General features: G+C 34.7%; 23 protein-coding genes. 18 read left to right on the plus strand and 5 right to left on the minus strand.

Going from position 1 to position 24,170, the window contains the following annotated elements; translation table 11 throughout:
• The first annotated feature begins 11 nt into the window (after positions 1 to 11).
• Genes B7703_RS08205 through B7703_RS08220 form a run of 4 tightly spaced genes read left to right on the plus strand, consistent with a single transcriptional unit; the run spans position 12 to position 6,424 of the window.
• Positions 12 to 866, plus strand: a complete 855-nt coding sequence (locus B7703_RS08205) for a VirB6/TrbL-like conjugal transfer protein, CD1112 family (protein WP_001054257.1) — start codon at positions 12 to 14, stop codon at positions 864 to 866.
• Between the two features lie 53 nt (positions 867 to 919).
• On the plus strand, positions 920 to 1,279 hold the full coding sequence (locus B7703_RS08210; protein WP_084924396.1) for a PrgI family protein: 360 nt from the start codon (positions 920 to 922) through the stop codon (positions 1,277 to 1,279).
• Positions 1,230 to 3,587, plus strand: a complete 2,358-nt coding sequence (locus tag B7703_RS08215) for a VirB4-like conjugal transfer ATPase, CD1110 family (RefSeq protein WP_192851973.1) — start codon at positions 1,230 to 1,232, stop codon at positions 3,585 to 3,587. Before B7703_RS08210 ends, B7703_RS08215 begins: the two co-directional genes overlap by 50 nt.
• Positions 3,588 to 3,598: 11 nt before the next feature.
• Complete coding sequence (locus B7703_RS08220) at positions 3,599 to 6,424, plus strand: phage tail tip lysozyme (RefSeq protein ID WP_084924398.1); 2,826 nt, start codon at positions 3,599 to 3,601, stop codon at positions 6,422 to 6,424.
• A gap of 34 nt (positions 6,425 to 6,458) precedes the next feature.
• Here the strand turns inward: B7703_RS08220 and B7703_RS08225 are convergent, their stop codons facing one another.
• Together B7703_RS08225 and B7703_RS09975 are read right to left on the minus strand one after the other, a co-directional pair.
• Complete coding sequence (locus tag B7703_RS08225) at positions 6,459 to 7,067, minus strand: hypothetical protein (protein ID WP_084924399.1); 609 nt, start codon at positions 7,065 to 7,067, stop codon at positions 6,459 to 6,461.
• A gap of 1 nt (position 7,068) precedes the next feature.
• On the minus strand, positions 7,069 to 7,233 hold the full coding sequence (locus tag B7703_RS09975; RefSeq protein ID WP_000201399.1) for a hypothetical protein: 165 nt from the start codon (positions 7,231 to 7,233) through the stop codon (positions 7,069 to 7,071).
• A 459-nt stretch (positions 7,234 to 7,692) separates the two neighbouring features.
• Here B7703_RS09975 and B7703_RS08235 point away from each other — a divergent pair, with 459 nt between their 5' ends.
• The 4 genes from B7703_RS08235 to B7703_RS08250 all read left to right on the plus strand — a co-directional run bounded on the left by B7703_RS08235 (position 7,693) and on the right by B7703_RS08250 (position 15,050).
• A complete protein-coding gene (locus B7703_RS08235) occupies positions 7,693 to 8,103 on the plus strand; it encodes a thrombospondin type 3 repeat-containing protein (RefSeq protein ID WP_049544665.1) in 411 nt (136 codons plus the stop codon).
• A 47-nt stretch (positions 8,104 to 8,150) separates the two neighbouring features.
• A complete protein-coding gene (locus tag B7703_RS08240; RefSeq protein WP_192851974.1) occupies positions 8,151 to 14,381 on the plus strand; it encodes a DEAD/DEAH box helicase family protein in 6,231 nt (2,076 codons plus the stop codon).
• 74 nt (positions 14,382 to 14,455) lie between these two features.
• A complete protein-coding gene (locus B7703_RS08245; RefSeq protein WP_000969635.1) occupies positions 14,456 to 14,740 on the plus strand; it encodes a DUF5962 family protein in 285 nt (94 codons plus the stop codon).
• Positions 14,741 to 14,753: 13 nt separating this feature from the next.
• Positions 14,754 to 15,050, plus strand: coding sequence for a DUF5966 family protein (locus B7703_RS08250; RefSeq protein WP_049544667.1), 297 nt, complete (start codon positions 14,754 to 14,756; stop codon positions 15,048 to 15,050).
• Positions 15,051 to 15,063: 13 nt separating this feature from the next.
• Here B7703_RS08250 and B7703_RS08255 read toward each other — a convergent pair whose 3' ends face one another.
• Positions 15,064 to 15,261 carry a hypothetical protein gene (locus tag B7703_RS08255; protein WP_001841477.1) on the minus strand — a complete coding sequence of 66 codons (198 nt, stop codon included), beginning with the start codon at positions 15,259 to 15,261 and terminating at the stop codon, positions 15,064 to 15,066.
• A gap of 159 nt (positions 15,262 to 15,420) precedes the next feature.
• Here B7703_RS08255 and B7703_RS08260 point away from each other — a divergent pair, with 159 nt between their 5' ends.
• The 9 genes from B7703_RS08260 to pezT all read left to right on the plus strand — a co-directional run bounded on the left by B7703_RS08260 (position 15,421) and on the right by pezT (position 20,452).
• Complete coding sequence (locus tag B7703_RS08260) at positions 15,421 to 16,062, plus strand: hypothetical protein (RefSeq protein ID WP_049544676.1); 642 nt, start codon at positions 15,421 to 15,423, stop codon at positions 16,060 to 16,062.
• 9 nt (positions 16,063 to 16,071) lie between these two features.
• On the plus strand, positions 16,072 to 17,157 hold the full coding sequence (locus B7703_RS08265) for a thioredoxin domain-containing protein (protein WP_084924402.1): 1,086 nt from the start codon (positions 16,072 to 16,074) through the stop codon (positions 17,155 to 17,157).
• A 50-nt stretch (positions 17,158 to 17,207) separates the two neighbouring features.
• Entirely contained in the window at positions 17,208 to 17,441 is a 234-nt protein-coding gene (locus B7703_RS08270; protein ID WP_084924403.1) for a DUF5965 family protein, read from the plus strand.
• Complete coding sequence (locus tag B7703_RS08275; protein WP_024057778.1) at positions 17,438 to 17,821, plus strand: DUF5945 family protein; 384 nt, start codon at positions 17,438 to 17,440, stop codon at positions 17,819 to 17,821. Before B7703_RS08270 ends, B7703_RS08275 begins: the two co-directional genes overlap by 4 nt.
• Before the next feature lie 37 nt (positions 17,822 to 17,858).
• Positions 17,859 to 18,134: a hypothetical protein gene (locus tag B7703_RS08280; RefSeq protein WP_084924405.1), complete on the plus strand. Its 276-nt coding sequence runs from the start codon at positions 17,859 to 17,861 to the stop codon at positions 18,132 to 18,134.
• A gap of 81 nt (positions 18,135 to 18,215) precedes the next feature.
• On the plus strand, positions 18,216 to 18,848 hold the full coding sequence (locus B7703_RS08285) for a DUF3990 domain-containing protein (protein ID WP_084924406.1): 633 nt from the start codon (positions 18,216 to 18,218) through the stop codon (positions 18,846 to 18,848).
• The gene (locus B7703_RS08290; protein WP_000301902.1) at positions 18,839 to 19,066 is read left to right on the plus strand and encodes a hypothetical protein; all 228 of its coding nucleotides are present in this window, start codon (positions 18,839 to 18,841) and stop codon (positions 19,064 to 19,066) included. The genes B7703_RS08285 and B7703_RS08290 overlap by 10 nt, the downstream gene beginning before the upstream one ends.
• A gap of 151 nt (positions 19,067 to 19,217) precedes the next feature.
• Complete coding sequence (gene pezA / locus B7703_RS08295; RefSeq protein WP_020903357.1) at positions 19,218 to 19,694, plus strand: type II toxin-antitoxin system antitoxin PezA; 477 nt, start codon at positions 19,218 to 19,220, stop codon at positions 19,692 to 19,694.
• Positions 19,694 to 20,452, plus strand: coding sequence for a type II toxin-antitoxin system toxin PezT (pezT, locus tag B7703_RS08300; RefSeq protein WP_084924408.1), 759 nt, complete (start codon positions 19,694 to 19,696; stop codon positions 20,450 to 20,452). The genes pezA and pezT overlap by 1 nt, the downstream gene beginning before the upstream one ends.
• A 395-nt stretch (positions 20,453 to 20,847) precedes the next feature.
• On the opposite strand, the gene B7703_RS08305 is transcribed toward pezT, so the two are convergent.
• Entirely contained in the window at positions 20,848 to 21,744 is an 897-nt protein-coding gene (locus B7703_RS08305; RefSeq protein ID WP_084924409.1) for a tyrosine-type recombinase/integrase, read from the minus strand.
• 93 nt (positions 21,745 to 21,837) lie between these two features.
• On the opposite strand from B7703_RS08305, the gene B7703_RS08310 reads away from it, so the two are divergent.
• Positions 21,838 to 22,584 (plus strand): toll/interleukin-1 receptor domain-containing protein, encoded by a 747-nt coding sequence (locus B7703_RS08310; RefSeq protein WP_158086036.1) that lies wholly within the window; start codon positions 21,838 to 21,840, stop codon positions 22,582 to 22,584.
• Here the strand turns inward: B7703_RS08310 and B7703_RS08315 are convergent.
• The gene (locus B7703_RS08315) at positions 22,543 to 23,910 is read right to left on the minus strand and encodes an SIR2 family protein (RefSeq protein WP_084924412.1); all 1,368 of its coding nucleotides are present in this window, start codon (positions 23,908 to 23,910) and stop codon (positions 22,543 to 22,545) included. The genes B7703_RS08310 and B7703_RS08315 overlap by 42 nt on opposite strands.
• Positions 23,911 to 24,170: the final 260 nt, after the last annotated feature.

The raw sequence follows: 24,170 nt of genomic DNA on the forward strand, positions 1-24,170 counted from the left end.
TAAACAATGACATGAATCTTAGTTTAGTCTCACCCTTTGTTTACCTTGCATCTGAAAAAATATCAGCTGAAAATTTATTTGAAGGATTTAATGTGGATTTACAATCTACGGTAGATCTGATTAAATCTCTATCTAGCTACAATCCAACCGTTTGGACTTATATGTCTAGTATTACTAAAAGTGTCATGCAGCCTCTTGGAGTTGCGATTTTATCAGTTGTTCTCATCTTAGAATTTTCGAAGATGGCAAAGAAAATTGCTAACTCAGGAGGAGCGATGACTTTTGAAGCATTAGCGCCGATGTTGATTAGTTATATCATGGTCGCAGTCGTGATTACCAACACTACCGTTATTGTAGAAGCCATCATCGGGATTGCGAGTCACGCCATTGAACAAGTGGCTTCGATTGTAGCTCACGGTGGGGCAAAGTATGATACCATCTCTGGATTAAAAGGGTCAGGATTTATTGGCCGGATGATTGTGGGCTTTTTCGCCCTCCTCATTTGGCTTGTTCGGATAGTAAGTGCAGCCATGGTTAATCTTTTGGTATCTATTCGATTTATTCAACTCTACCTTATGATCCCATTTGCCCCTCTTACGATTCCAACATTTTTAAGTGATGAGTGGAAGTCTATTGGCATTGGCTATTTAAAAAATATTATGGTCTATGCGGTACAAGGGGTTCTTATTTTTCTGATTGTTTCTCTTGTTCCTTTGTTTGAATCTGCTGGGAAAATAGCTGTTTCAAATGGTGCAGGAGTCTTGCAATCACTTGCGATTATGTTTGGTAGTTTGGTACAAGCTATCTTACTGATTATTGCCCTCGTTGGTTCTCAACGTACGGCTCGCTCAATCTTAGGTATGTAATTAGATAAAGGCTAGGAAGTGATTGCTTCTTAGCCTTTTTAGAAAGGAAAGTCATGAATACACGTGTCTTTAAAGACATCTCAAAATACCATCACAGGGCTTGGTTAGGTTTCACCACAAGACAAATCATCTTTGTTTTACCAGCCTTTATTGTCACAATTATTGTTTTGGGCTTGAATCTCTTTTTCTGGCAATTTGGAGATTGGTTTGTTTACGGTTTTGTGTTTGCTTTTACCATCCCCCTCATGCTTTTTGGAGTCTATAAACCCAATGATTTATATTTTGAACATTATTTGAAATACCGTCTTCATTTTGAATTAACGGTTCCCCTACGCACAATTACAGGAAAGAAAGGATCTGAACATGAAAAGAAAATCAAATACATTAAAGAAACAAAAAACTTCAATGACTAATCAGAAAGAAGTAGTTAAAGGGAAAAAAGAGGAAGTGTTACCATCAACGGCTAATACCCTTTCCTATCAAGCCCTGTATCAAAATGGTCTGATGCAGGTAAAAGAAGATTATTTCTCACAAAGCTATTTACTTGGTGATGTCAATTACCAAACTGTTGGTTTAGAAGATAAGGGGGCAATCATTGAGAAGTATTCTGATTTGATTAACTCCCTAGATGACCAAACTAACTTCCAATTGACTATCTTTAATAAAAGATTGAATTTAGAAAAATTTAGACAAAGTATTTTGTATGAGGAAAAAGAAGATGGATATGATACCTATCGTAAAGAATTGAATCGGATGATGAATCAGAATTTAGACAGTGGTGAAAATAATTTTTCAGCTGTGAAACTGATTAGCTTTGGTAGAAAGGATTCTAACCCCAAACAAGCCTATCGTTCCTTGTCCCAAATAGGAGAATATTTCAAGAGTGGTTTCTCAGAAATTGATGCTCGATTTGAATCCTTGGCTGGAGAAGAACGGGTGAACCTGTTGGCCGATATGCTTAGAGGAGAACACCATCTTCCTTTTTCTTACCGTGATTTAACGAGATCTGGCCAGACAACTCGTCACTTCATAGCACCTAATCTCTTAGATTTTAAAAACAAGAATTACCTACAAATCAATGACCGCTTATTACAGATTGTCTATGTGAGAGACTATGGTATGGAATTAGGAGATCAGTTTATCCGAGACCTCATGCAAGGAGATTTGGAATTGATAGTGAGCCTTCATGCTCAAAGTTCGACTAAGGCGGATGCTATGAAGAAACTACGAACAAAGAAGACCTTGATGGAATCCCAAAAGATTGGGGAACAACAAAAACTAGCTCGTACAGGTATCTATTTGGAAAAAGTAGGCCATGTTTTAGAAAGCAATATCGATGAAGCTGAGGAACTCTTAAAAACCATGACCGAGACAGGAGATAAACTATTTCAAACAGTATTCTTGATTGGTGTTTTTGGTCAGGATGAAGAAGAACTTAAACAAGCCCTAGACACGATCCAACAAGTGGCCGGCTCAAATGACCTAATGATTGATAAACTTCCATATATGCAAGAAGCAGCCTTTAATAGTTTGCTGCCATTTGGTTGTGATTTTTTAGAGGGGGTATCACGGAGTTTATTAACGTCCAATGTAGCAGTGAACTCACCTTGGACTTCAGTAGACTTACAAGACCGTAGTGGGAAATATTACGGTATCAATCAAATTTCAAGCAATATTATTACCATTGATCGTAGCCTATTAAATACACCGTCTGGTCTGATTTTAGGAACATCTGGAGCTGGGAAAGGGATGGCAACCAAGCATGAAATTATCACGACCAAAATCAAGGAATCTGGTGAAAATACTGAAATTATCATCGTGGATCCAGAAGCAGAATACAGTGTCATTGGACGAGCTTTTGGTGGAGAAATGATTGATATTGCGCCCGATTCCCAAACCTATCTCAATGTCCTTGACTTGTCTGATGAAAATATGGATGAGGATCCTGTTAAGGTAAAATCAGAATTTCTTTTATCCTTTATCGGCAAGCTACTCGATAGGAAAATGGATGGAAGAGAAAAATCGATTATCGACCGAGTTACCAGACTCACCTATCAGTCATTTAAAGAGCCTTCTTTGGAAGAATGGGTCTTTGTCTTGAGCCAACAACCAGAAGAAGAAGCGCAGAATTTGGCACTTGATATGGAACTGTATGTCGAAGGTTCTCTTGACATTTTTTCTCATAAGACTAATATTCAGACTGGATCTAATTTCTTGATTTATAACGTTAAGAAGTTAGGGGATGAGCTGAAACAAATCGCTCTTATGGTGGTTTTTGATCAGATATGGAATCGTGTTGTTCGCAACCAAAAATTAGGGAAGAAGACCTGGATTTATTTTGATGAAATGCAGCTTCTCTTATTAGATAAATATGCCAGTGACTTCTTCTTTAAATTGTGGAGTCGTGTCAGAAAATATGGAGCTAGTCCGACTGGAATAACTCAAAACGTCGAAACTTTATTGTTAGATCCAAATGGTAGACGGATTATTGCAAATAGTGAATTTATGATTCTCCTCAAGCAAGCAAAAAATGATAGAGAAGAATTGGTTCAACTCTTAGGCTTGTCAAAAGAACTCGAAAAATACCTAGTCAATCCAGAAAAAGGGGCTGGACTAATAAAAGCTGGTTCAGTTGTCGTTCCCTTTAAAAATAAGATTCCTCAAGGTACTCAATTGTTTGATATCATGAGTACGGATCCTGATAAAATGGCTTCTAATTAAGGGGAAGGTAAATGAAGGATAAAAGAGAAATTATACGTGCCCGAAAGGCATTTAGAAGAAGTCTAAAAGATGAGAAGAAATTCTTGAAAAAAGGAAAGAAGGAGGTAAGGAAACAGAAAAAAGATTCCGCTGTACTGGATGAAAAAGCATGGAAAAAAGAGATAAAAGAAAAGCTAGAGGAGATGAGAGAAGCTTCAAAGGCTAGAGTAAAACAAGCAAATGAAGACTACAATCACATCCTTCAAAATACTCCTCCATCTCTTTTGAATCGGAAAGAATTAAGAGACAGACGATTGCCTCATGCTAGGAAACGATTGAAAATAGCCAAGAAGCAATTTAGAGAAGCAAAGGTAGAAGCAAAGGTAGAAGCAAAAGAAGAAAGAAAAGAGAGTCGTAAAGAAAGAAAAACCAATCAAAAATTTCTTTATGGTCAGGAATCGAAACAAAAATCTAATTTTTTCTTTCAAGGGAAGAGTTTAGAAGAATTAAAAACTAAGAAAGAAGTCAAGGCCGCAAAAGAGAATCTAAAATCTACTAAACAAGCCTATAAGTCCAAAAAAGTTAGTAGGAAAGCCAAAACTTTTCTTTATGTCCTTGGACGTGAAGGAGGAGAATTAGCTTCAGAAAATGAAGATTTAGAAGGTTATCGCACGCTTCAAGAGACTATCAGAAAAGGAAAACGCTATAGTCGACTTTCTTATAATCTTGGAAAAGCTAGTGTCAAAACAGGACAAGCAACAGGTCGTTTTACCAAGAAAAGACTGACCAACACAAAAGAGCGATACCATCATTTTAAGGATGGAAAAGGATGGAAACTAGCGAAAGAGAATCCAAGTTCCTTTAAAAATCGGTTTCGAAAATTAAAGAAACAAGGTTTTACAAGTGTTCAAAACATCTATCAAAAACTAAAAGCAGCCTTTTCCTTCTTTACATTTGCGGCTGGAAATCCTGCAACCTGGATAGTTGGAGGAATAGTCTTTCTTCTCTTACTTATGATGAGCTTCTTTTTAGGATTTTCATCTGCTAGTTTGATTCAACAAGATGAATTTGAATTAACAAAAGCTTATACCCACCTAACTTGGGAAGACGCAGAACATACTCGTACAAATGACAAAGGAATTACCTATTACACAAAAGTTGATGATGTGATGGGGTATATGAACTTTAAATTCCATGACTATGAGTTACACAAACCAGTTCACTTATTCAGTTCAGAAACTTACAAGGATTATCTGTCTACTTTGTGGCATGATTTAAATGATGGGGAAGATTTGAAATCCATGCAAGACCTCTATGAAACTCCTAAGTATAAACTATCGAAAGACGATCAAGAGGAAATAAAGGAACTAAAAGAAGAGGGTGTGTATGCTTCCATGCAGGAATTGGACAATCCATTTGAGGGGAAAAGCAATGAAGATAGTCTAACCATGACTTATCGCTATGGATACTATGATTTAGACGGAAAACCTACTCTTCAGGAGTACATTCTACTAGAAGCAAAGGCTCACCAAACGATTGTCGCACCAATGGATGGGGTCGTATCACTAGATGGTGACAATATAATTCTCACTAACGGAAAAGGAGAGAATGAGAGTCGATTGACCTTGTATTCTATTCATAATGGCCGTGCGATTGAGGGGACAAGAGTCCTAACGGGTGATATTATTGGTGAAACACCAGACGATACAGGCTTGAAAGTTTCCTATCAAAAGTATAAGAACAAGAAAGAAAAATTGGTGTACGTCAATCCGCAATTTTATTTTCCCAAAGTCATTCAACTTCAGACCACTATCTTACCTGCCATTGGTCAGTTTGGTGGAGATGAGTTTGAACGAGCAAAACATATTTATGATTTTTTGAAATCTCAAGGGGCAAGTCCCCAAGCCATTGCGGCTATTTTAGGAAATTGGTCGGTAGAATCTTCTATCAATCCAAAACGAGCTGAAGGGGATTATTTATCTCCTCCAGTTGGCGCTACCGATTCCTCATGGGATGATGAAAGCTGGTTAGCGATAGGAGGGCCAGCCATTTATAGTGGTGCTTATCCTAATATCCTTCATAGAGGGTTGGGGTTAGGTCAATGGACGGATACAGCAGATGGGTCAACACGTCATACAGCCTTGTTAAATTATGCACGCACCCAAAATAAGAAATGGTATGATTTAGACCTCCAACTTGATTTTATGCTTCATGGGGATAGTCCTTACTATCAAAGTTGGTTAAAGGATTTCTTTAAAAATACGGGCAGTGCAGCCAATTTGGCCCAACTCTTCCTTATCTATTGGGAGGGAAATTCTGGTGACAAACTACTGGAAAGACAAACCAGAGCAACGGAATGGTATTACCAAATTGAAAAAGGCTTTAGCCAAACAAATGGAGGACAGGCAATGAGTGACCCGCAATCCCTTGAAGGTGTTCGTGGGGACTTGTATGATCATTCTGTTCCTGGTGGTGGAGATGGTATGGCCTATGCCTATGGACAATGTACATGGGGTGTTGCGGCTCGTATGAATCAATTAGGCTTGAAATTAAAAGGAAGTAATGGAGAGAAGATTCCAATCATTAATACCATGGGAAATGGTCAAGACTGGGTTGCGACAGCTTCAAGTCTTGGTGGGGAAACAGGCTCTACACCAAGAGCAGGTGCTATTGTTTCTTTTGTAGGAGGTACACATGGCACACCAGCAGACTATGGTCATGTGGCCTTTGTAGAGAAGGTCTATGATGATGGTTCTTTCCTCGTGTCCGAGACAAACTATGGTGGCAACCCTAACTATACCTTTAGAAAAATCTCTCAAGCAGATAGTGCAATAAGTTTTGCCTATACGACGAAATAAAAGAATCATGTCATCAGTTTAGGTGACATGATTCTTATTTTTTATAGAGTGACATATTTAATGCCATAGGCTGATAAGTTACTTGATGATCGTCTTTAATCAATTGACTGTAAGCAACAAATCCGAACTGTTCATAAAATTGAATGACTTTAGGATGATTGATACTATCTAAAAATACCATCTGAGTTCCTACAATTGCACGAAATTCTTCAATTTTTTGAATTACAATTTCAAATAACTCTTGTCCTGATAGTTTATTTAACTTTGTGTTTTTGCCGAATTGACCGATAAGTAACACAGGGAGATAATCAATATTTTTGGGACTTTTCCCTTTTAGGACGAGTTTCTTTTTTAAGGATTTCTCTAAATCAGAAATATCAACAACTTTGAGAGATAAACTAAAGAATCCTATGATGTTATTTGTTTCAGTTTCTTCAACGATAAAATTACGAGAACGATGTTGTTTTTCAAAATTGGGGGCTTTATCAGATAGATAAGTCAACATCTCTTCATTACCGTTGAAATCAACATTTTCTAAAATGATAGTTTTAAATATCTCCTGAACTTGTTTCTCAGTTTTATCAGGAGCTAGCACTTGAATATTTTCAAGATATTGCTTAAGTGGTGTTACTTGAATTGTCATCTTACAGATACTTTGAAATGAGTTTATTTTTCGTTGGAGCGGTAGCGTCCTGTGATTCAATAGATTTCAAGACTGCTTGTAGCTTTTTAGATGGTTTATGATTAAGAATTTTTAGAGCATCTTCGTTTGTTAGTTTTATATCACGTGTTAAACTGATTGTAGCCATTTGTTCTACCTCCTGTTTCTACTTAAATTCATTATAGCTTATTTTGAACAAAAGTTCAATCTGAAGATAGTGTATGTTTTCTATAGTGTATAAATCCAAAATAAGTTTTTCTCTTGCATTTGTAGCTCATATTCGTTAGAATAATGGTGTAAATGAGTGGTCGGCTCATGGTCAATCTGATAGTAATCTTGGACATAAGGGCCAAGCGGTGGCGGACACCAGAACGAAATCCGATAGCAATCTTGGACGTAAGGGCCAAGCGGTGGCAGACACCAGAATAAACCGACTGACTAGGTGGCTTACAGGTGCAGTAAGTCACCTTTTTTAAATGCAATCCATTTTAATATTTTAAGGAGAACGAAGTTTTGACTCGTTCTCTTTTTTTGTTGTGATACTTCTTTCAAGGAATATTTGGTAGGATTGGAGTGAAAACAGATTAACTAGGAAAGAAGGAAGTATATGGAAGCCATTTATCAACGTGATTCGGATCAAGATGGACTAACTGATGCTCAAGAATTAGCGCTAGGAACCAATCCTCTTTGCGCAGATTCTGATGGTGATGGTCGTTCAGATTTAGTGGAAGTAGAAGAAGGAACCAATCCCTTAGAAAAGGATTTACAAGACATAGACCAAACAAGTATAACTGAACCGTCTTCAGTATTTATGGAAATGAAACAAAAGATTTCAGATATGATGGAGAGTCACTACAAGGAATTTATACAGGCTCTGATTAGTATTGAAACAGGGATTGAAAACCAACAAGACCTAGAAGACTTATATACTTACTACATGAGAACAGATTCTGTTTCTCTTTTGTCTAGTGATTTAGAAACCAGTCCTCAAGAGGTTGAAATGGAGATAGAGTTGTAGGGGAATCATGTGATTCTCCTATTTTCGTATAGATGAAAGGAGCGAGTATGGAAGTAATGCAATTATTGGCTATGTTTCGTGGAACAATTCCAAAAGATAGGGAGAAAATGGACCTATTTCTTCGTTATCAAGCGCAACATTTTGATGAGAAATGGCAGGATTTGGTAGAGAGTTTTTTGACTGAAGAGGGCAAGATAGAAGAGATACCTCATGTCTATTCGTTTCATCAAGACATTGTTTCTTTTCTAGAGGCCAGTTCTGAAAATAATGACCAAGATCTAGAAAGTTACACAAGAAATTTTGGACAAGCAGGTCTAAGTAAATTATCTCAATTAAGTAATTTTGAGAAAAACTTGGTGCTAGAAGTCGCAACCTATAATCTTTTCACTCGATTTTACATCCAATCTGAAAAAGAAAAACTAAAACAACTAAGTGAGCTTGTATTTCATCAGAATCAGGATGTCAATTTAGTCAATGTCTATCGGGTTGCGAATAATCTATCTGACCGCATTAGTAGAGATATAGAGGAGTTTCTTCTAATGGTTGATTCCAAAGAACTAAAAAAAGAGGTTCTTGAGATTCATTTTGAAGAAAAAGAAGAAGATGTTCTAGCCTATTTGGGTTCAGAATTGATGGCTACTTTAGATACCGTTACGGATCTTGTCCATCATGAAGAAAACTACACACAACTCCCACTGACACAAAAACTGAAGATTATTACTCATTTTGATGAAGTAAAGGCTATAAGAGAAAAGTCTAAGCAAGTAACGGAAGCGGTCTTACCTTTAGATAATATTGACCAGGTAGAAGAAAATGTGGAAGTTCATTCCCTATCTAAAGTAGATAAAATTGTAGAAGAAGCTTTGAGGGAATATCCAATCGGTTCACAAGTAAGTTATAAAGGACAAGTATTTCAGTTGGTTTCGATTGAAAATGCACAGTTAAATGACTTAGTTCGCCTAGAGCTATTCAATGATTCCAACCAGTTATTTGAAGAAAATCCTATCTTATACTTGAACAGTTTGAAAGAGATTGAACAAGTATTGTCTCTCGTAGAACTTGAAAAAGAAGATTCAGAGATTGAGATTGATTCATCAAGTGAAAATCAGGAAATAGATTTGTTTTCCTACCTGGAAGAAGAAAATGAAAAGGATAAGGAAAAGGATAAGGAAACAGAAACGCTTATTGTAGGCATAGAAGAGACGGATGTCCCTGTTCAAGATTTTGTTTTTCCAAATGATTTAGAGGACTTTTATCCTAAGACAAATCGAGAAAAGATTGAAACGAATATCGCCGCTATTGAACTTGTTAAAAGATTAGAAAAAGAGGGACGACAAGCGAATCCAGAAGAACAAGAATTACTAGCCAAGTATGTTGGATGGGGTGGTCTTGCCAATGAATTTTTTGATGAACTCAATCCAAAGTATGAAACAGAACGTTTAACTCTCAAGAGCTTAGTAAGCAAATCAGAATACTCGACCATGAAACAAAGTTCTCTCACAGCCTATTATACAGACCCAATGATTATTCGCCAGATTTGGCAAAAATTACTGGATGATGGTTTTGAGGGAGGAAGGATATTAGATCCTTCTATGGGGACTGGGAACTTCTTTGCGGCAATGCCTAGAAGTATACGAGAGAAATCAGAACTCTATGGAGTTGAATTAGACAGTGTGACTGGTGCAATCGCAAAACAACTCCACCCCAATACCCATATTGAAGTGCGAGGATTTGAAGAAGTTCCCTATCAAAATAATAGTTTTGATTTAATCTTAACGAATGTTCCATTTGGAAATTTTCGCATTGCCGATAAAAACTATGATAAACCTTATATGATTCATGATTACTTTGTCAAACACTCACTTGATTTAGTAAGAGACGGAGGACAAGTATCGATTATCTCATCTATTGGGACAATGGATAAGCGAACAGATAATGTCTTACAAGAGATTAAAACCAACACTCATTTTTTAGGGGGTGTTCGTTTGCCGGATACGGCTTTTAAAAAGATTGCAGGTACTCGAGTGACCACAGATCTCCTCTTCTTTCAAAAGGATCAAGCAAAGAATCTTAATGAGGAGGAACTTGTCTTTAGTGGCTCTATTTCCTTTGAGGAGGATAAACGTGTCTGGATTAATCCTTATTTTGATGGGAAATACAATACACAAGTTTTGGGTGAATATGAGGTACGTAATTTTAATGGAGGAACCCTCAATGTTAAGGGGGTATCAGAAACATTAGCTACTGAAATAATGAAAGCATTCGAGAATGTGGAAGCACCTAAACAAATTGACAATTCTTTGAAAGCACCTGTTTTTATCCAAGAAGAAGTGGATAATTCTATCCCAAGTCGTATACGTGAGGACTTAGCGCTCTATTCTTTTGGATATGAGGGAAATCAAATTTATTACCGAGATACGCATGGCATTCGGAGAAGTTCAAAAGTAGACGAAATTAGTTATTATGTAGACGAAAAGGGAGATTTTAAAGCCTGGGACAGTTCTTTGTCTGAACATAAAATAGATCGATTCGTGAAACTTCATTTGACAGATGAGGAAGCACTAGATGTATACAAGTCAGAAGAAGCGAGTAAAAGAGGGAAATATAAGGGACTGTTCAAAAAAACTGTCTTTTATGAAAGTCCCTTATCGGATAAGGATATTAGTCGTATTAAGGGCATGGTTGATTTGAGAGAGACCTATCAATCCTTAATTGAAATTCAACGTCATCAAGATTATAGTCGGACAGATTTTCAGGTATTACTTAGTAAACTCAATCGTGACTATGACCGCTTTGTAAGTCAATTTGGATACTTGAATGCCTCAGTCAATCGAAACTTATTTGATAGTGACGATAAGTATTCTTTACTAGCAAGTTTAGAAGATGAATACATTGATTCTAAAAGTCAGAAAGTAAAATATAAAAAATCTTTAGCCTTTGAGAAAGCATTGGTTAGGCCGGAGAGAGAGATTACAAGAGTTTCAACGGCTTTAGATGCCTTAAACTCCAGTTTATCGGATGGTAGAGGGGTTGATTTAGATTATATGGTATCAATTTATCCCGAACATAGCCAAGCTGCTATTTTAGATGAGTTAGGAGACCAGATTTTAATAGATCCAGAAAGTTATTTAAGAGGAGAAAGAAAATATCTTTCTAAGAACCAATTTTTATCAGGAGATATTCTCAACAAGATAGAAGTAGTTCAACTACTAGTAGAGGAAAACAACCAAGAATATGATTGGAACCATGCTTTAGATTTGTTAGAATCTGTTCGCCCTCCAAGGATTCATCTGGCAGATATTGAGTTTAAAATAGGGTCACGTTGGATTCCTCAATCCGTTTATGGTAAATTTGCCTTTGAATGTTTTACCAATCGTGAATTTGAATTGTCTTCGCCTGATGTTGAACAGGTCATTGAAGCGAATCCTGTCGATGGGCAGGTTCATTTAAGGACATCATTTGCTTATCGCTATCCAAGTGCCAAAGATAGTAGTCTTGGAGTCAGTGGCTCACGTTATGATACAGGAAGAAAGATTTTTGAGAATTTACTTAATTCGAACCAACCGACTATTACTATGACTGTTACGGAAGGAGAAAAGAAAAAGACCATCACAGATTTGGAAAAAACCTCTGTTCTAAGAGCAAAAGAGCAGCATTTACAAGAGCTCTTTCAAGAATTTGTCTCACGGTATCCAGAAGTCCAACAAATCATTGAGGAAAGCTATAATCGTCTTTATAATCGAACGGTTAGTCGAGAGTATGACGGTAGCCATCTAGTCATTGATGGCTTGGCAAAAAACATCAGTCTTCGTCCTCACCAAGAGAATGCCATTCAAAGAATCGTAGAAGAAAAAAGAGCCTTATTAGCTCATGAGGTAGGTTCAGGAAAGACCTTGACCATGCTTGGTGCTGGGTTTAAATTAAAGGAGTTGGGGATGGTTCATAAGCCCTTGTATGTGGTGCCCTCTAGTTTGTCTGCTCAATTTGGCCAAGAAATCATGAAATTTTTCCCTACTAAAAAGGTCTTTGTGACCACTAAGAAAGATTTTGTGAAGGCGAGAAGAAAACAATTTGTGTCACGTATTATTACAGGAGATTACGATGCCATTGTCATTGGGGATTCTCAATTTGAAAAAATCCCTGTCAGTAAGGAAAGACAGATGAATTATATCGAGGATAAACTCAATGAATTACGAGAGATTAAAACACATTCTGAAAATAAGTATACCGTTAAAGAAGCAGAGCAATCAATAAGTGGTCTAGAGAAACAATTGGAAGAACTCCAACGCTTTAATCGTGATAGTTTTATTGATTTTGAGAACTTAGGAATTGATTTTCTCTTTGTGGATGAAGCACATCACTTTAAAAATATTCGTCCAATTACGGGACTTGGGAATGTAGCAGGGATTACCAATACAACCTCTAAGAAGAACGTGGATATGGAAATGAAGGTTCGACAGATTCAGGAAGAGCATGATTTTAAAAACATTGTCTTTGCGACAGGAACACCTGTTTCCAATTCTATTAGTGAGTTATATACTATGATGAACTATATTCAACCAGATATCTTAAAACGCTATCAAGTTGATTATTTTGACTCTTGGGTAGGTGCTTTTGGAGAAATTCAAAACTCTATGGAATTAGCTCCTACAGGGGATAAGTATCAGCCTAAGAAACGATTTAAAAAGTTTGTCAATCTACCTGAGTTGATGAAAATCTATAAAGAAACAGCCGACATTCAAACACAAGATATGTTGGATTTACCTGTTCCAGAAGCTCATATTATCCCTATTGAGAGTGAGTTAACTGAAAACCAGAAACTCTATTTAGAAGAATTAGTTATGAGGTCAGATATGGTCAAATGTGGAACAGTTGATCCGAGCCAGGATAACATGTTAAAGATAACAGGTGAGGCACGGAAACTAGCTATTGATATGCGTTTATTGGACTCTAGCTATAGTCTAGCAGACAATCATAAACTGCTTCAGGTAGTGGATAATGTTGAAAGAATTTATCGTGAGGGAATGGAAAATAAGGCTACTCAGATGATTTTTTCAGATATTGGCACCCCTAAGAAAAAGGATAATGGCTTTGATGTCTATTCTGAGATTAAGGCTTTATTAGTTGATAGAGGAATCCCTAGTAAGGAAATTGCCTTTGTACATGATGCCAATAGTGATGAAAAGAAGAATAGTTTGTCTCGAAAGGTTAATGCAGGAGAAGTGCGGATTCTCCTTGCATCAACTGAAAAAGGAGGAACAGGTTTAAATGTTCAGAGCAAGATGAAAGCAGTTCATCACCTGGATGTTCCGTGGAGACCAAGTGACATCCAGCAACGCAATGGACGGATTATCCGACAGGGAAATGAAAACAAGGAAGTAGATATTTACCACTATATTACCAAAGGTTCGTTTGATAATTATCTATGGGCAACTCAGGAGAACAAACTCCGCTATATTAAGCAGATTATGACTTCTAAGGAGCCGATTCGTGCTGCAGAAGACATTGATGAACAGACTATGACAGCTTCAGATTTTAAGGCACTGGCAACTGGTAATCCTTATCTCAAATATAAGATGGAATTAGAGAATGATCTAACCCTATTAGAAAATCAAAGACGCGCCTTTCAACGCAGCAAGGATCACTATCGTCATACAATCTCTTACTGTGAAGAAAATATGCCCATTCTTGAGAAACGATTAAGCAAGTATGAAGGCGACATTCAACAGTCTGAAATATCGAAAGACCAGGCATTTTCTATGACAGTAGGCAAGCAAGTTTTTGAGCAAAGAGCTGAAGCAGGTGAATCCCTACACCGTCTTGTCCGTCATAATCAAGCTGACAGCAAAGAATTCCGAACCCTAGCAAGCTATCGAGGATTTGACATTAAAATGCTTAGTCTTCCAATAAATCAACCTCTTCCTGAAACCTTCTCTGTTAAGATTGTAGGAGAAAATCAGTATTCTGTCAGTTTGGATTTGTATTCTCCTTTGGGGACAATTCAAAGGCTTCAGCATACGATTGATCACATTAAAGATGACCAAGTGAAAACTCAGAACTTATTGGATGAATTAAAGGATAAATTGACTACTGCTAAGGTAGAAATTGGGAAAAATTTTCCAAAAGAAGAGGACTATCAAACAAAAAAGGCCGAATACGATGTACTCGCGCCATTGATTGAAACAGAAACGGATTTAGATATTATTGATCAAGCCTTAAGACAATTCCACGAAAAAGGAAAAGAAAGGCAAGAACAACTTTCTTTTGAATTAGATTAAAAAATAGATATAAATAGCGGACAAGAAAAGAAAAGCGCGGTAGAATAAAGATAGAAAGAAACGAGGTAACGATTATGATGGAAGATACCTATTATCAATTAGAAGAGGCCTTGGTACAGGGATTTCAAACACCTGAAGAATATCAAGCTTACAAGGAACTAAAGGAACATTATGAGGAAGTGACAGGCGATTACAGCTTTTCTATACGAGAACTCACTAGCCAATTGGAAATCGCTCTTCAGAATCATAGAGGTGTGGACTTTGAAGAACATGAAAAAGAGGAGTATTTGGACTTAGTTCAAAAGCTAGAGGAATTTGATTCCTCTCTTGCCACTCATTATCGTCAGTTGATTGACTAGAAAGGAGAAAGTCATGAATGATTTACTCCTTGTCCCAGTAATTTTTTTAGCAGTAGGAGGAATTCTCATTCTTTTATGGAGACTCTTTCTTATTGCCAGTGGACTTTTCCTTATTGGTTTTGTCAGTTTTCTTATTTTCGTGGAGGGTTATGGAATTTATTTGTTCTTTACTGAACCTACTTTATACTTTGATGATATCAGACAACATGGTTTAACTAGTTTTACGGCTGTGTACCTTTTCATCAATCTGATGTTGGTTCTAGGATTCAGTTGGCGTTTCATAAACTCCAAAACTAAGGAAAGTATGTAAACTTGTTAGATGGTTAAAAAACTTTATCTGAATCTAAATTCGGATAAGGTTTTTTATTTGCCTTGATTCTTTCATATACATCATAGCTAAATTGGAGTAATAATTTATGAAAATCATTATCCTCACTATTATTACTTGTATTTATTGCTTGTTTATGTCGTTCAATATGAGAAAGAGCTCTTCTCAAATTTTCTTCTTTTAATTTGTTCATGTTTATATTATAAGCTGAAGACAGCTGGTTTTGATATTTTTCTCTGAACTGTACGATTTTGCGCCTGAAATGTAGGAATTACCTTTCGTTGTGATGTGATAAAACTTACAAGTTCTTTTTGTTATTCTTGACCTAGTTTTTATAGAAAGAAGGTCTAAGATGTTAAATAAAGTCAAAACTAAAGCCTTAATTAGTGTTGGAGCAGTGGCTGCAACTAGCTTTATTCTCATGATGGGATATACTGCTGGTCAACACTCAACTGCTAAACAAAGTCGCAAAGAAATCGAATTGGCTGCAGCTAAACTTGTAGAGGACAAACAAGCAGAAGATAAAGCTACCATTTTGTCATCGGATACTGTAAAAGAATTTTTGACTCAGTACTATACGAAAGAAAAGCTCGGAGAAAATAACACACGTATTCAACCTTATATGACTGAATCGGCTTATTCTCAAGAATTGTCAAGTCAAAACGATGCCATGAACCAAGTGTATAAGGATTATATTTTGGATTATCATTTTGAAAAAGCTGATATCTTTGTCAATCAGACTACGAATCAAGCCATTGCCATGGTCTCTTATAATGTAACCTATGTATCTGATTTAAAGAATGCCAACCAATCAAAGACCAATCAGACAGAAACCAGAACGGTTAAGTTGTCTTATTCGAAACTACCAGGTAAGTTATTGGTCAATCAAGTGCAGGTTTGGAAATCTGGGTTAGATGATTTGGATAAGGCGACTCCCAAAACTTTGGAAGAATCCTCATCTGTTCCATCACTGCCAAATACTACAACAAAATGATGATATTGCATGGAAATAGAAGAATGTAAGCAAATTTCAATTCTTGATGTAGCCAATCGTTTAGGTATCTCCTTTAAACAAGTTTCGAACAGTGTCTATGAGCATTCTGAACACGATTCATTTCGGATTTTTTCAACTACCAATACTTTTAAATGGTTTTCAAGAGATATTCAAGGTGATGTCATTGATTTTGTTCGACTTGTTAAAGGAATTTCTTTTAAAGAAGCTCTAGGCTTTCTTTCTGAAGAACCTTTTAAAAAAGAAGCTGTTCAAGAAAAAAGAGAGAGACCTTTTTATTATCCTTTAAAGAGAATAGAAGATTCTAACTGTAGTCTGGCCAGATATTACTTAACAAAATGTAGAGGAATCTCAGAAGAAATCATAGAAAAGATAATTCAACAAGGTTTGATAGCACAAGCTAGTTGGAAAACAAATGAAACTGTTGAACCTGTTATTGTTTTTAAAAGCTTTGATCATCGTCACAAACTGCAGGCAGCAAGCTTACAAGGGATTTATAAGAATCCCGCTCTTTCTAGAGAGAGGTTAAAAACGATTCTAAAAGGAAGCCATGGACATATTGGAATATCCTTTGACATTGGTAAACCAAATAGACTGGTCTTTTGTGAATCGTTCATCGACTTGATGAGCTATTACGAACTTCATCAACAAAGTCTATCAGATGTTCGCTTGGTATCTATGGAAGGATTAAAAAGGTCTGTTGTTGCTTATCAAACTTTACGACTGATAGCTGAAGAAAATCAGAAGTTGGAATTTTTGGATACAGTAATACCTTCAAAGTTATTGCCTTTGTTCAATACAATTCGTGATACCACTACCTATTTTGATAATCATCCTGATTTATTGACACTTGCGGTAGATTGTGATGATGCAGGTAAAGATTTTTCTGATAAGTTATCTCAATCAGGATTTCCTGTTTTTCTGGATTTACCTGATAATGAATCTGGGAAAGAAAAACGAGACTGGAACGATATTCTTCGAGAAAACAAATCAGATTTACAATTTATGCTTGAGAATGCAAAAGAGACATTGAGGAATCAACCAGTAAGACAAACCTCTCAATGTTTAGAATTGTGATAACAAAATCAAGATGTTTTAGCTAATATTAAAATGAAGGAGGATCGTATATGACCATTATTGAACGCTTAGAAGAAAAGGTCACTAGGCAAGAAAGTAAGGTAGCAAGAGAGTCAGAAAAACTAGCTGCTTATAAAGAGCAACTAGAGACAGCGATGTTTGCGACGTTCAAAAGGCGTCAAAGCATTAGTCACATGAGTTTTGAAGAAGCTCTTGACCATGCATTTGGCAAAGAAAGACAATTCGATGATTCTGAATTTAGAGAGGATGAAATGAGTGAATGACAAAAGATTGGAATTTTAATCAACCATTAGAAAGCAAATCAGAAAATCAAGAAGATCCAGATAAAATTGCGGCCTTATTTGGAAATCATCAAGGAGGTAATGATGTAAATTATGAAGCAGCTTTTCAAAAGCGAAAACAAGCACCTGTGACGGAATCAAATTCTAGTTCTAAACCCAAAATTACAGAGGTTAGAACAGGAAAAGAGACAGATATCACTACAAGTTATCAGCAACATCTTAAAAGACTTATTGCGGATAACAATAGTGATATTCAAAGTAGTCAAAAGAAAATTGAAGAGCTACATACGTTGATTGACACAAAGAATAAAGACAATAAGAAATTGCAGTCCATTTATGATGCGATTTCAGAATTACACTAAGCAGTCCTGATAGGCTGCTTTTTTTGAGAGGTTATAGATGTTTACAAAACTTTTTAAGAAAAAACAAGACAATAGTGATGTATTTAAGAAGCTAATTCATCGACTATCTGATATGTCTGTCCAAGATCTTGAAAAAATAGACCGACTGCTAGATATCATTTTCACTCCAAATCAAGAAACCGAACAACTAAAAACAGAAGCAACTTATAGAGAAGAAACTTTGGAGGATACATTAAAGGAAGCTAAGAATCAACTTCATAAGGAACAATTGGAGAAGAATTTAGAGAGATTTAGGAAAGATGGAAGGAAGTGAATCGTTTTATAAAATTTTCTTTTACTTGAATAAAGTCTTGTGTTATACTTTTAGTATAGACTAGAGAAGGAAGTAAATATTTTGGAGTTGACTACCAAGCAGGAAAAGCAACTAGGTCAGACGCAGTGGTTTCATGCGACATTGTTACGACATTTAGAATCCTTAAAAAAAGGAATCGATGTTCAATTTAATTTAGGGAGTGAGCTAGATTTTGGACCTGGTTTCTATATTACGCCTGACTTTGAACAAGCTAGAAAATTTATTAACAAGCAAGTTGAAGTATTAAATCGAAGCACCTCTAATAATAATATTTTTGACTCAGAAGAAGAAGTAGGAATTATAGTAGAATTTCGTATTTCAAATTTTATAGAAATTTTTAAGAACCCTGACTATCATTGTCACTATTTTGCAAAACATAAAAAGTCAGAGTCAGATTTAGATTTTGCGGAATTTGTCGTTCAAAATCGGGAAAATCCAGATGAATTACAACACCATTTTGATTTTATCTATGGTGTTCAGACTGATGACAATCCAACCCAAGCTTTAGCTCGTTTTCGTCAGAATGAAATTACAAAAGAAGAAATGCTTGCTGAGTTTAGAAAACCCTATTCTTTTAAACAATTATCCATTCACAACCAATCTTTTTGTGATATAATGAAAATAGAGAAAGTTTATCAATCAAAGACAGGAGAGGAGTTACAAAAATGGCAGTAGTATCGTTGGAAAATAATATTAAACTATATAGTTCAGAATTATTTCAAGCACTATTAAAAGCCTCTAATTATAAATTGGATGAGCGTATTGCTCAGACTGTTGCAGAAGGCTATGCTCGTAATCTAGATTATTCTGATCCTGAACTGATGCATGTTGGTGTAACTTCGGTTGCTAACAACCTGCTTACAAAAATTAAACAAGAGTATTTTATTGTATAGTATTTTGAAAAGCCACCGAAAAAGAATGACTCTTTAAGGTGGCTTTTTTAGAAGTAAAGTTTAGGCTAGAAAAACAACAAACAACGCACCAATTTTGGTGCGTTCTGCTTTTTTATGCTATAATGGATTTAGAAAAATAAAGGAGTTTGCCATGATTGGAAAGAACATAAAATCCTTACGTAAAACACATGACTTAACACAACCCGAATTTGCACGGATTGTAGGTATTTCACGAAATAGTCTGAGTCGTTATGAAAATGGAACGAGTTCAGTCTCTACCGAATTAATAGACATCATTTGTCAGAAGTTTAATGTATCTTATGTCGATATTGTAGGAGAAGATAAAATGCTGAATCCTGTTGAAGATTATGAATTGACTTTAAAAATTGAAATTGTGAAAGAAAGAGGAGCTAATCTATTATCTCGACTCTATCGTTATCAAGATAGCCAGGGAATTAGCATTGATGATGAATCTAATCCTTGGATTTTAATGAGTGATGATCTATCTGACTTGATTCATACGAATATCTATTTAGTAGAAAATTTTGATGAAATAGAGAGGTATAGCGGCTATTTGGATGGAATTGAACGTATGTTAGAGATATCTGAAAAACGGATGGTAGCCTAATGGGAATCCAAGATTATACTGATAGTCAATTTAAACAGGCTTTAGCAAGGAACCTTCGCTCACTGACAAGAGGAAAAAAGTCCAGTAAGCAACCTATAGCGATTTTACTTGGAGGACAAAGTGGTGCTGGTAAGACTACAATTCATCGTATTAAACAGAAGGAATTTCAAGGAAATATTGTTATCATAGATGGCGATAGTTTTCGTTCTCAGCATCCACACTATTTAGATCTTCAGCAAGAATATGGCAAAGATAGTGTTGAATACACCAAAGATTTTGCAGGGAAAATGGTAGAGTCTTTAGTAACCGAATTGAGTCATTTGGGATACAATCTTTTGATAGAGGGAACCTTACGAACAATTGATGTTCCAAAGAAAACAGCACAACTCTTGAAAAATAAGGGATATGAAGTACAATTAGCCTTAATTGCAACAAAGCCTAAGCTATCCTATCTAAGCACTCTTATTCGATACGAAGAACTGTACGCTATCAATCCAAATCAAGCACGCGCAACTCCAAAAGAACATCATGATTTCATTGTAAATCATCTAGTTGATAATACCCGACAGTTGGAAGAACTAGCTATCTTTGAAAGAATTCAAATTTATCAACGAGATAGAAGTTGTGTACATGATTCAAGAGAAGATAAAATTTCAGCAGCAGATATTCTTCAAGAGTTACTGTTTGGGGAGTGGAGTCAGGTAGAGAAAGAGATGCTTAAATCTGGAGAAGAAAGATTTAAAGATTTAACTAATTGAAATAGTTGTTAGAACACAAATTTTAAAATATAGTCTACTTATAACTTTTGTTAGTTGTTTAATTAAGGTGGGCGAAAATTTTTTAGAACCAAAAAACGCATAATCTCAGGTGTTGAAAAACTAGAAATTATGCGTTTTCTTGTGGGAAGATTTACTCCATTTTCTTCAGGAATTGAGATTTTGCCCATCTCTTTTTATTATATTTAAGGATATTTGAAAGATATATTTTAGAAAAACAATTATGGAGTTCTTAAATACAGAATATATTATAAATGCTGATTCAAAGTGAAGTTTTATATGTTTTTTGATTTTGTTGAGCATAAAATCTATTAACTAAATTCGAACTACAAAAATTAATTTTAGATGAACTAAACTGTAGGCTTTGGAAAGTTCTCTTATTCGATTTCAGAACGAATCGCTGATACAGGATTAAAAGAACTAAGTATTTCTTTTTGTTTTGAATGAGATACGTGAGTATAGATTTGTGTGATTGATATAGAACTGTGTCCAAGAATTTGTTGAATGTATCGAATATCTACATCATTATCTAGAAGCATTGTCGCAAAGCTATGTCTAAACATATGTGGTGTAATAGTTTTAGATAAGCTATTTTGTTCAACGATTCTCTTTATAACTAAACGTACACTTTGCTCTGACAATGGTTTAAGAGAATGTTTCCCTGGAAACAAGAAATCATTTGATTCATTTCTTGTTTTATTTATATATGTTTCTAATAAATTGAATGTTTTTTGATCTCCTAAAAATAGGATACGTTCTTTCTTACCCTTTCCTATAATATGGAGTGTCTTATTGGAAAGATTAATATCTTTGAGATGAATGTGGCAAAGTTCAGAAATTCTGATGCCTGTTGAAAGTAAAAGTGAAATAATTAGTAGATTTCTTTCAGCGTGTTGTTTTTGATAATCAGTTTTAGATAGAGCTACTCTCTGCTCTAAATATAAAAAAATACTTTTCAGAATGTCATACGGAATCGTTTTAGGCAATATTTTTTCAGTTCTAAATTGAAAACGCAATTGATTGAAGGGGTTCTCTTCAATCATGTTCTGGTATTTTAGATAGTTATAAAACACCTTCATACAAGCAATTTTTCTTCTTAATGTATTCGTTTTTATGTTAGATTGTGTCAAGTGTTCTATATAGGATTCGACATTATCATAGTCTGAGTTATAAAATTGCATAAGATCATTCTTATAAGCGCGAATTGTGTGTGAACTCAAACGCTTATGAGTTTTGCAATAATCTAAGTAAGTAGAAATAAGTTTATAATCCATAAAAATCTCCTTTATCAATAATCATGCTATTATAAACCTATTTGGGTGCTTTGTATAGCGATAATAAATAGTTATCGGTAGGAGAGATATATTTTGGAAGATAGGGTATTTTTTTGTTTTTCAGGTAAAGATAGATTAGTTTATGCTCAGTCTCTAAATTTTCATTTAAAAAATTTAGGAATTGAAGTGTGGTACGATTATGAAAAACTGTATCTAGGAGATGACGGTGACTATGTCAATATTGAAGAGGGAGTAGAACAATCTAAGATATTTTTACTTTTTATTTCAACACAATTATTTCAAAGTACAGGAGCAATGTTAGAATTAGATGCAATTAAAACCAAAATTGATAAACATCAAGAAATAGTAATCATTCCCATTCTTTGCGAGATAACCAGTAGCCAAATTCCTAAGAAATACAATTGGATTTCTAAGTATATATATGGAGAAATGAAACTTGATATTTCTAGCGGAACCTATGATTTATCAATTGATATACTAAAACGTTTACTATACGAACAATTAAAGTCAGTAGAAATAAAAAATCTACTGACTTTAGAAAATATAACAACAGATAAATTTATCAATGCTATTATTGATAAATATAATTATATTGATAAAAATTGTTTTAGCATTAGAATCACAATGCTGTATACATTGATTTTATATTGTTTAGAAAAATACAATATTAATGATAATATTTCATATTATAGTAGTAGCTTCATTTTTAATAAAGTTAAATTTAATATTCAGCCAACTTTAAAAGAAATAGCTTGTATGGAATCAATTATACTGGTATTAATCAATAAAATTGAAGGATATTTCTTCAATAATATGTAATACTAATTCCGCTAGTTTGTCTGGACTATTTTCCGAACATAATTTCTCAATATAATTTTCTAAATAAGGGTATTCAGTTATACTTGATTTTATTTTCTCCCCTAACTCTGCTGCAGCAAATCCAGTGCTAGCAATTGGAATGATATAATTTCCTTGTTCTTTCGAAATTTTAATTTCTTCCCAAACACCCCTAGAAGTGACAATGTCACCTTTACTATTGATTGCCTGACCATACATAACAATGGTAAACTTTGTATCCGATATCAGATTTCGTCTATAAGACGTATCCTCATCTAAACTCATATCGTGAGCGAATGGTCGCATAATTAAACGTTTTTCAATATTAGCCTCATTAATTGAGTAAAGTTTTTGTATGCTGGAACCGGAAATGTAATAGCCAATGTTCTTTCCAAATCCAGTAACTATATTGTATCCTCCGTCAATTAGTTTTTCAACTAAAGATTTCGAAAGGTTATAGGCTCTAGTCTCCTCTAGTGCATCATCTAAACTACCTGAGATATAAATATTTTTACTAATTGTTTTTTCTTTTATTTCCCTCAAAATTTCTTTAATGTCTTCGGGAGTTTGGACCAACAAAACTTTTATGTTGTACCTTTTTCCTAAATCATCTATAAAAAGTTGAAAATTTTTATCCCCAGGCTTATCTATCATAATTGTATAGAATGCTTTATTATTCTTACCTATGTAACTGTGTAGCTTTTGAATAGATTTTAGAACGATATCATCAGTAAAACTATAACCAATAAATAAAAAAGTATTAGTGACTAACTCTCTTTGAAAAAAACTTAAAAATAACTCATGATTAAGGTAATAGTTTTCAATATCAGATTTTGAAATAACAATTTTTGAAATACTACCTATATCTCCGTTAAGCTTGAATATATTTACTCTATTTTTCAAACTAACAGAACCTAAGTCTTGTTCATCATGAATACTATTAATATTTATTTTTTGATACTCAAAATTCTTCTCTATTACTTTATCAAAATTAGTTGTCCAAATTGATTTGAAACCAATTTGGACAATTATTTTTATTAGTTCGCTTTCATAATCAAATTTGTTAATTTTATGATTTATTAGTGAATATAATTCTCGCTCACTATACTCATTAATAAAATATTGAGCAAGTTGAAAATAGTCTGTGATACTACTAATATCGAGTCCTAATTTTTCGGCACATGGGGTTAGAAGTTCTTTCCAAGTTGGAAAATGAGCATCTAAACTACTTCCTGCACCTAAAAATAATGATAATTCTCCATCATTAAAAGAGTCACTTATTTTTGTAATAAAACTTTTTCTATCCAAAATATATCTCTCCTACCGATAACTATTTATTATCACTAGTATACCATAAATTCATTTTTAGTTGTTTGATTTGTATAATGATTTTTTAGTTAAAATTAGATGATATTGGCCAACTATAAATTAAAATACTGTTTTGAAATTATATCGAATACTTTTGAGTCAATTACAAACTTACAACAACTAGAGAATTGTGTAGTTTGAAGGAAATAAGTACAAGTTTATTAGAAAAGTAGCATTTTATAGGATTATCACGAAAAATT

Origin of the sequence: Streptococcus mitis (assembly GCF_002096735.1) — a bacterium.
GTDB lineage: Bacteria > Bacillota > Bacilli > Lactobacillales > Streptococcaceae > Streptococcus > Streptococcus mitis_CZ.

Excerpts from the sequence above, each read along its gene's own strand:
- B7703_RS08210 (WP_084924396.1), top strand. The coding sequence starts at position 920 with ATGAATACACGTGTCTTTAAAGACATCTCAAAATACCATCACAGGGCT.
- B7703_RS08305 (WP_084924409.1), bottom strand. The coding sequence starts at position 21,744 with ATGGATTATAAACTTATTTCTACTTACTTAGATTATTGCAAAACTCAT.
- B7703_RS08235 (WP_049544665.1), top strand. The coding sequence starts at position 7,693 with ATGGAAGCCATTTATCAACGTGATTCGGATCAAGATGGACTAACTGAT.
- B7703_RS08205 (WP_001054257.1), top strand. The coding sequence starts at position 12 with ATGAATCTTAGTTTAGTCTCACCCTTTGTTTACCTTGCATCTGAAAAA.
- pezT (WP_084924408.1), top strand. The coding sequence starts at position 19,694 with ATGGGAATCCAAGATTATACTGATAGTCAATTTAAACAGGCTTTAGCA.
- B7703_RS08280 (WP_084924405.1), top strand. The coding sequence starts at position 17,859 with ATGTTTACAAAACTTTTTAAGAAAAAACAAGACAATAGTGATGTATTT.
- B7703_RS08240 (WP_192851974.1), top strand. The coding sequence starts at position 8,151 with ATGGAAGTAATGCAATTATTGGCTATGTTTCGTGGAACAATTCCAAAA.
- B7703_RS09975 (WP_000201399.1), bottom strand. The coding sequence starts at position 7,233 with ATGGCTACAATCAGTTTAACACGTGATATAAAACTAACAAACGAAGAT.
- B7703_RS08255 (WP_001841477.1), bottom strand. The coding sequence starts at position 15,261 with ATGAACAAATTAAAAGAAGAAAATTTGAGAAGAGCTCTTTCTCATATT.
- B7703_RS08250 (WP_049544667.1), top strand. The coding sequence starts at position 14,754 with ATGAATGATTTACTCCTTGTCCCAGTAATTTTTTTAGCAGTAGGAGGA.
- B7703_RS08260 (WP_049544676.1), top strand. The coding sequence starts at position 15,421 with ATGTTAAATAAAGTCAAAACTAAAGCCTTAATTAGTGTTGGAGCAGTG.
- pezA (WP_020903357.1), top strand. The coding sequence starts at position 19,218 with ATGATTGGAAAGAACATAAAATCCTTACGTAAAACACATGACTTAACA.
- B7703_RS08225 (WP_084924399.1), bottom strand. The coding sequence starts at position 7,067 with ATGACAATTCAAGTAACACCACTTAAGCAATATCTTGAAAATATTCAA.
- B7703_RS08215 (WP_192851973.1), top strand. The coding sequence starts at position 1,230 with ATGAAAAGAAAATCAAATACATTAAAGAAACAAAAAACTTCAATGACT.
- B7703_RS08290 (WP_000301902.1), top strand. The coding sequence starts at position 18,839 with ATGGCAGTAGTATCGTTGGAAAATAATATTAAACTATATAGTTCAGAA.
- B7703_RS08265 (WP_084924402.1), top strand. The coding sequence starts at position 16,072 with ATGGAAATAGAAGAATGTAAGCAAATTTCAATTCTTGATGTAGCCAAT.
- B7703_RS08245 (WP_000969635.1), top strand. The coding sequence starts at position 14,456 with ATGATGGAAGATACCTATTATCAATTAGAAGAGGCCTTGGTACAGGGA.
- B7703_RS08220 (WP_084924398.1), top strand. The coding sequence starts at position 3,599 with ATGAAGGATAAAAGAGAAATTATACGTGCCCGAAAGGCATTTAGAAGA.
- B7703_RS08270 (WP_084924403.1), top strand. The coding sequence starts at position 17,208 with ATGACCATTATTGAACGCTTAGAAGAAAAGGTCACTAGGCAAGAAAGT.
- B7703_RS08275 (WP_024057778.1), top strand. The coding sequence starts at position 17,438 with ATGACAAAAGATTGGAATTTTAATCAACCATTAGAAAGCAAATCAGAA.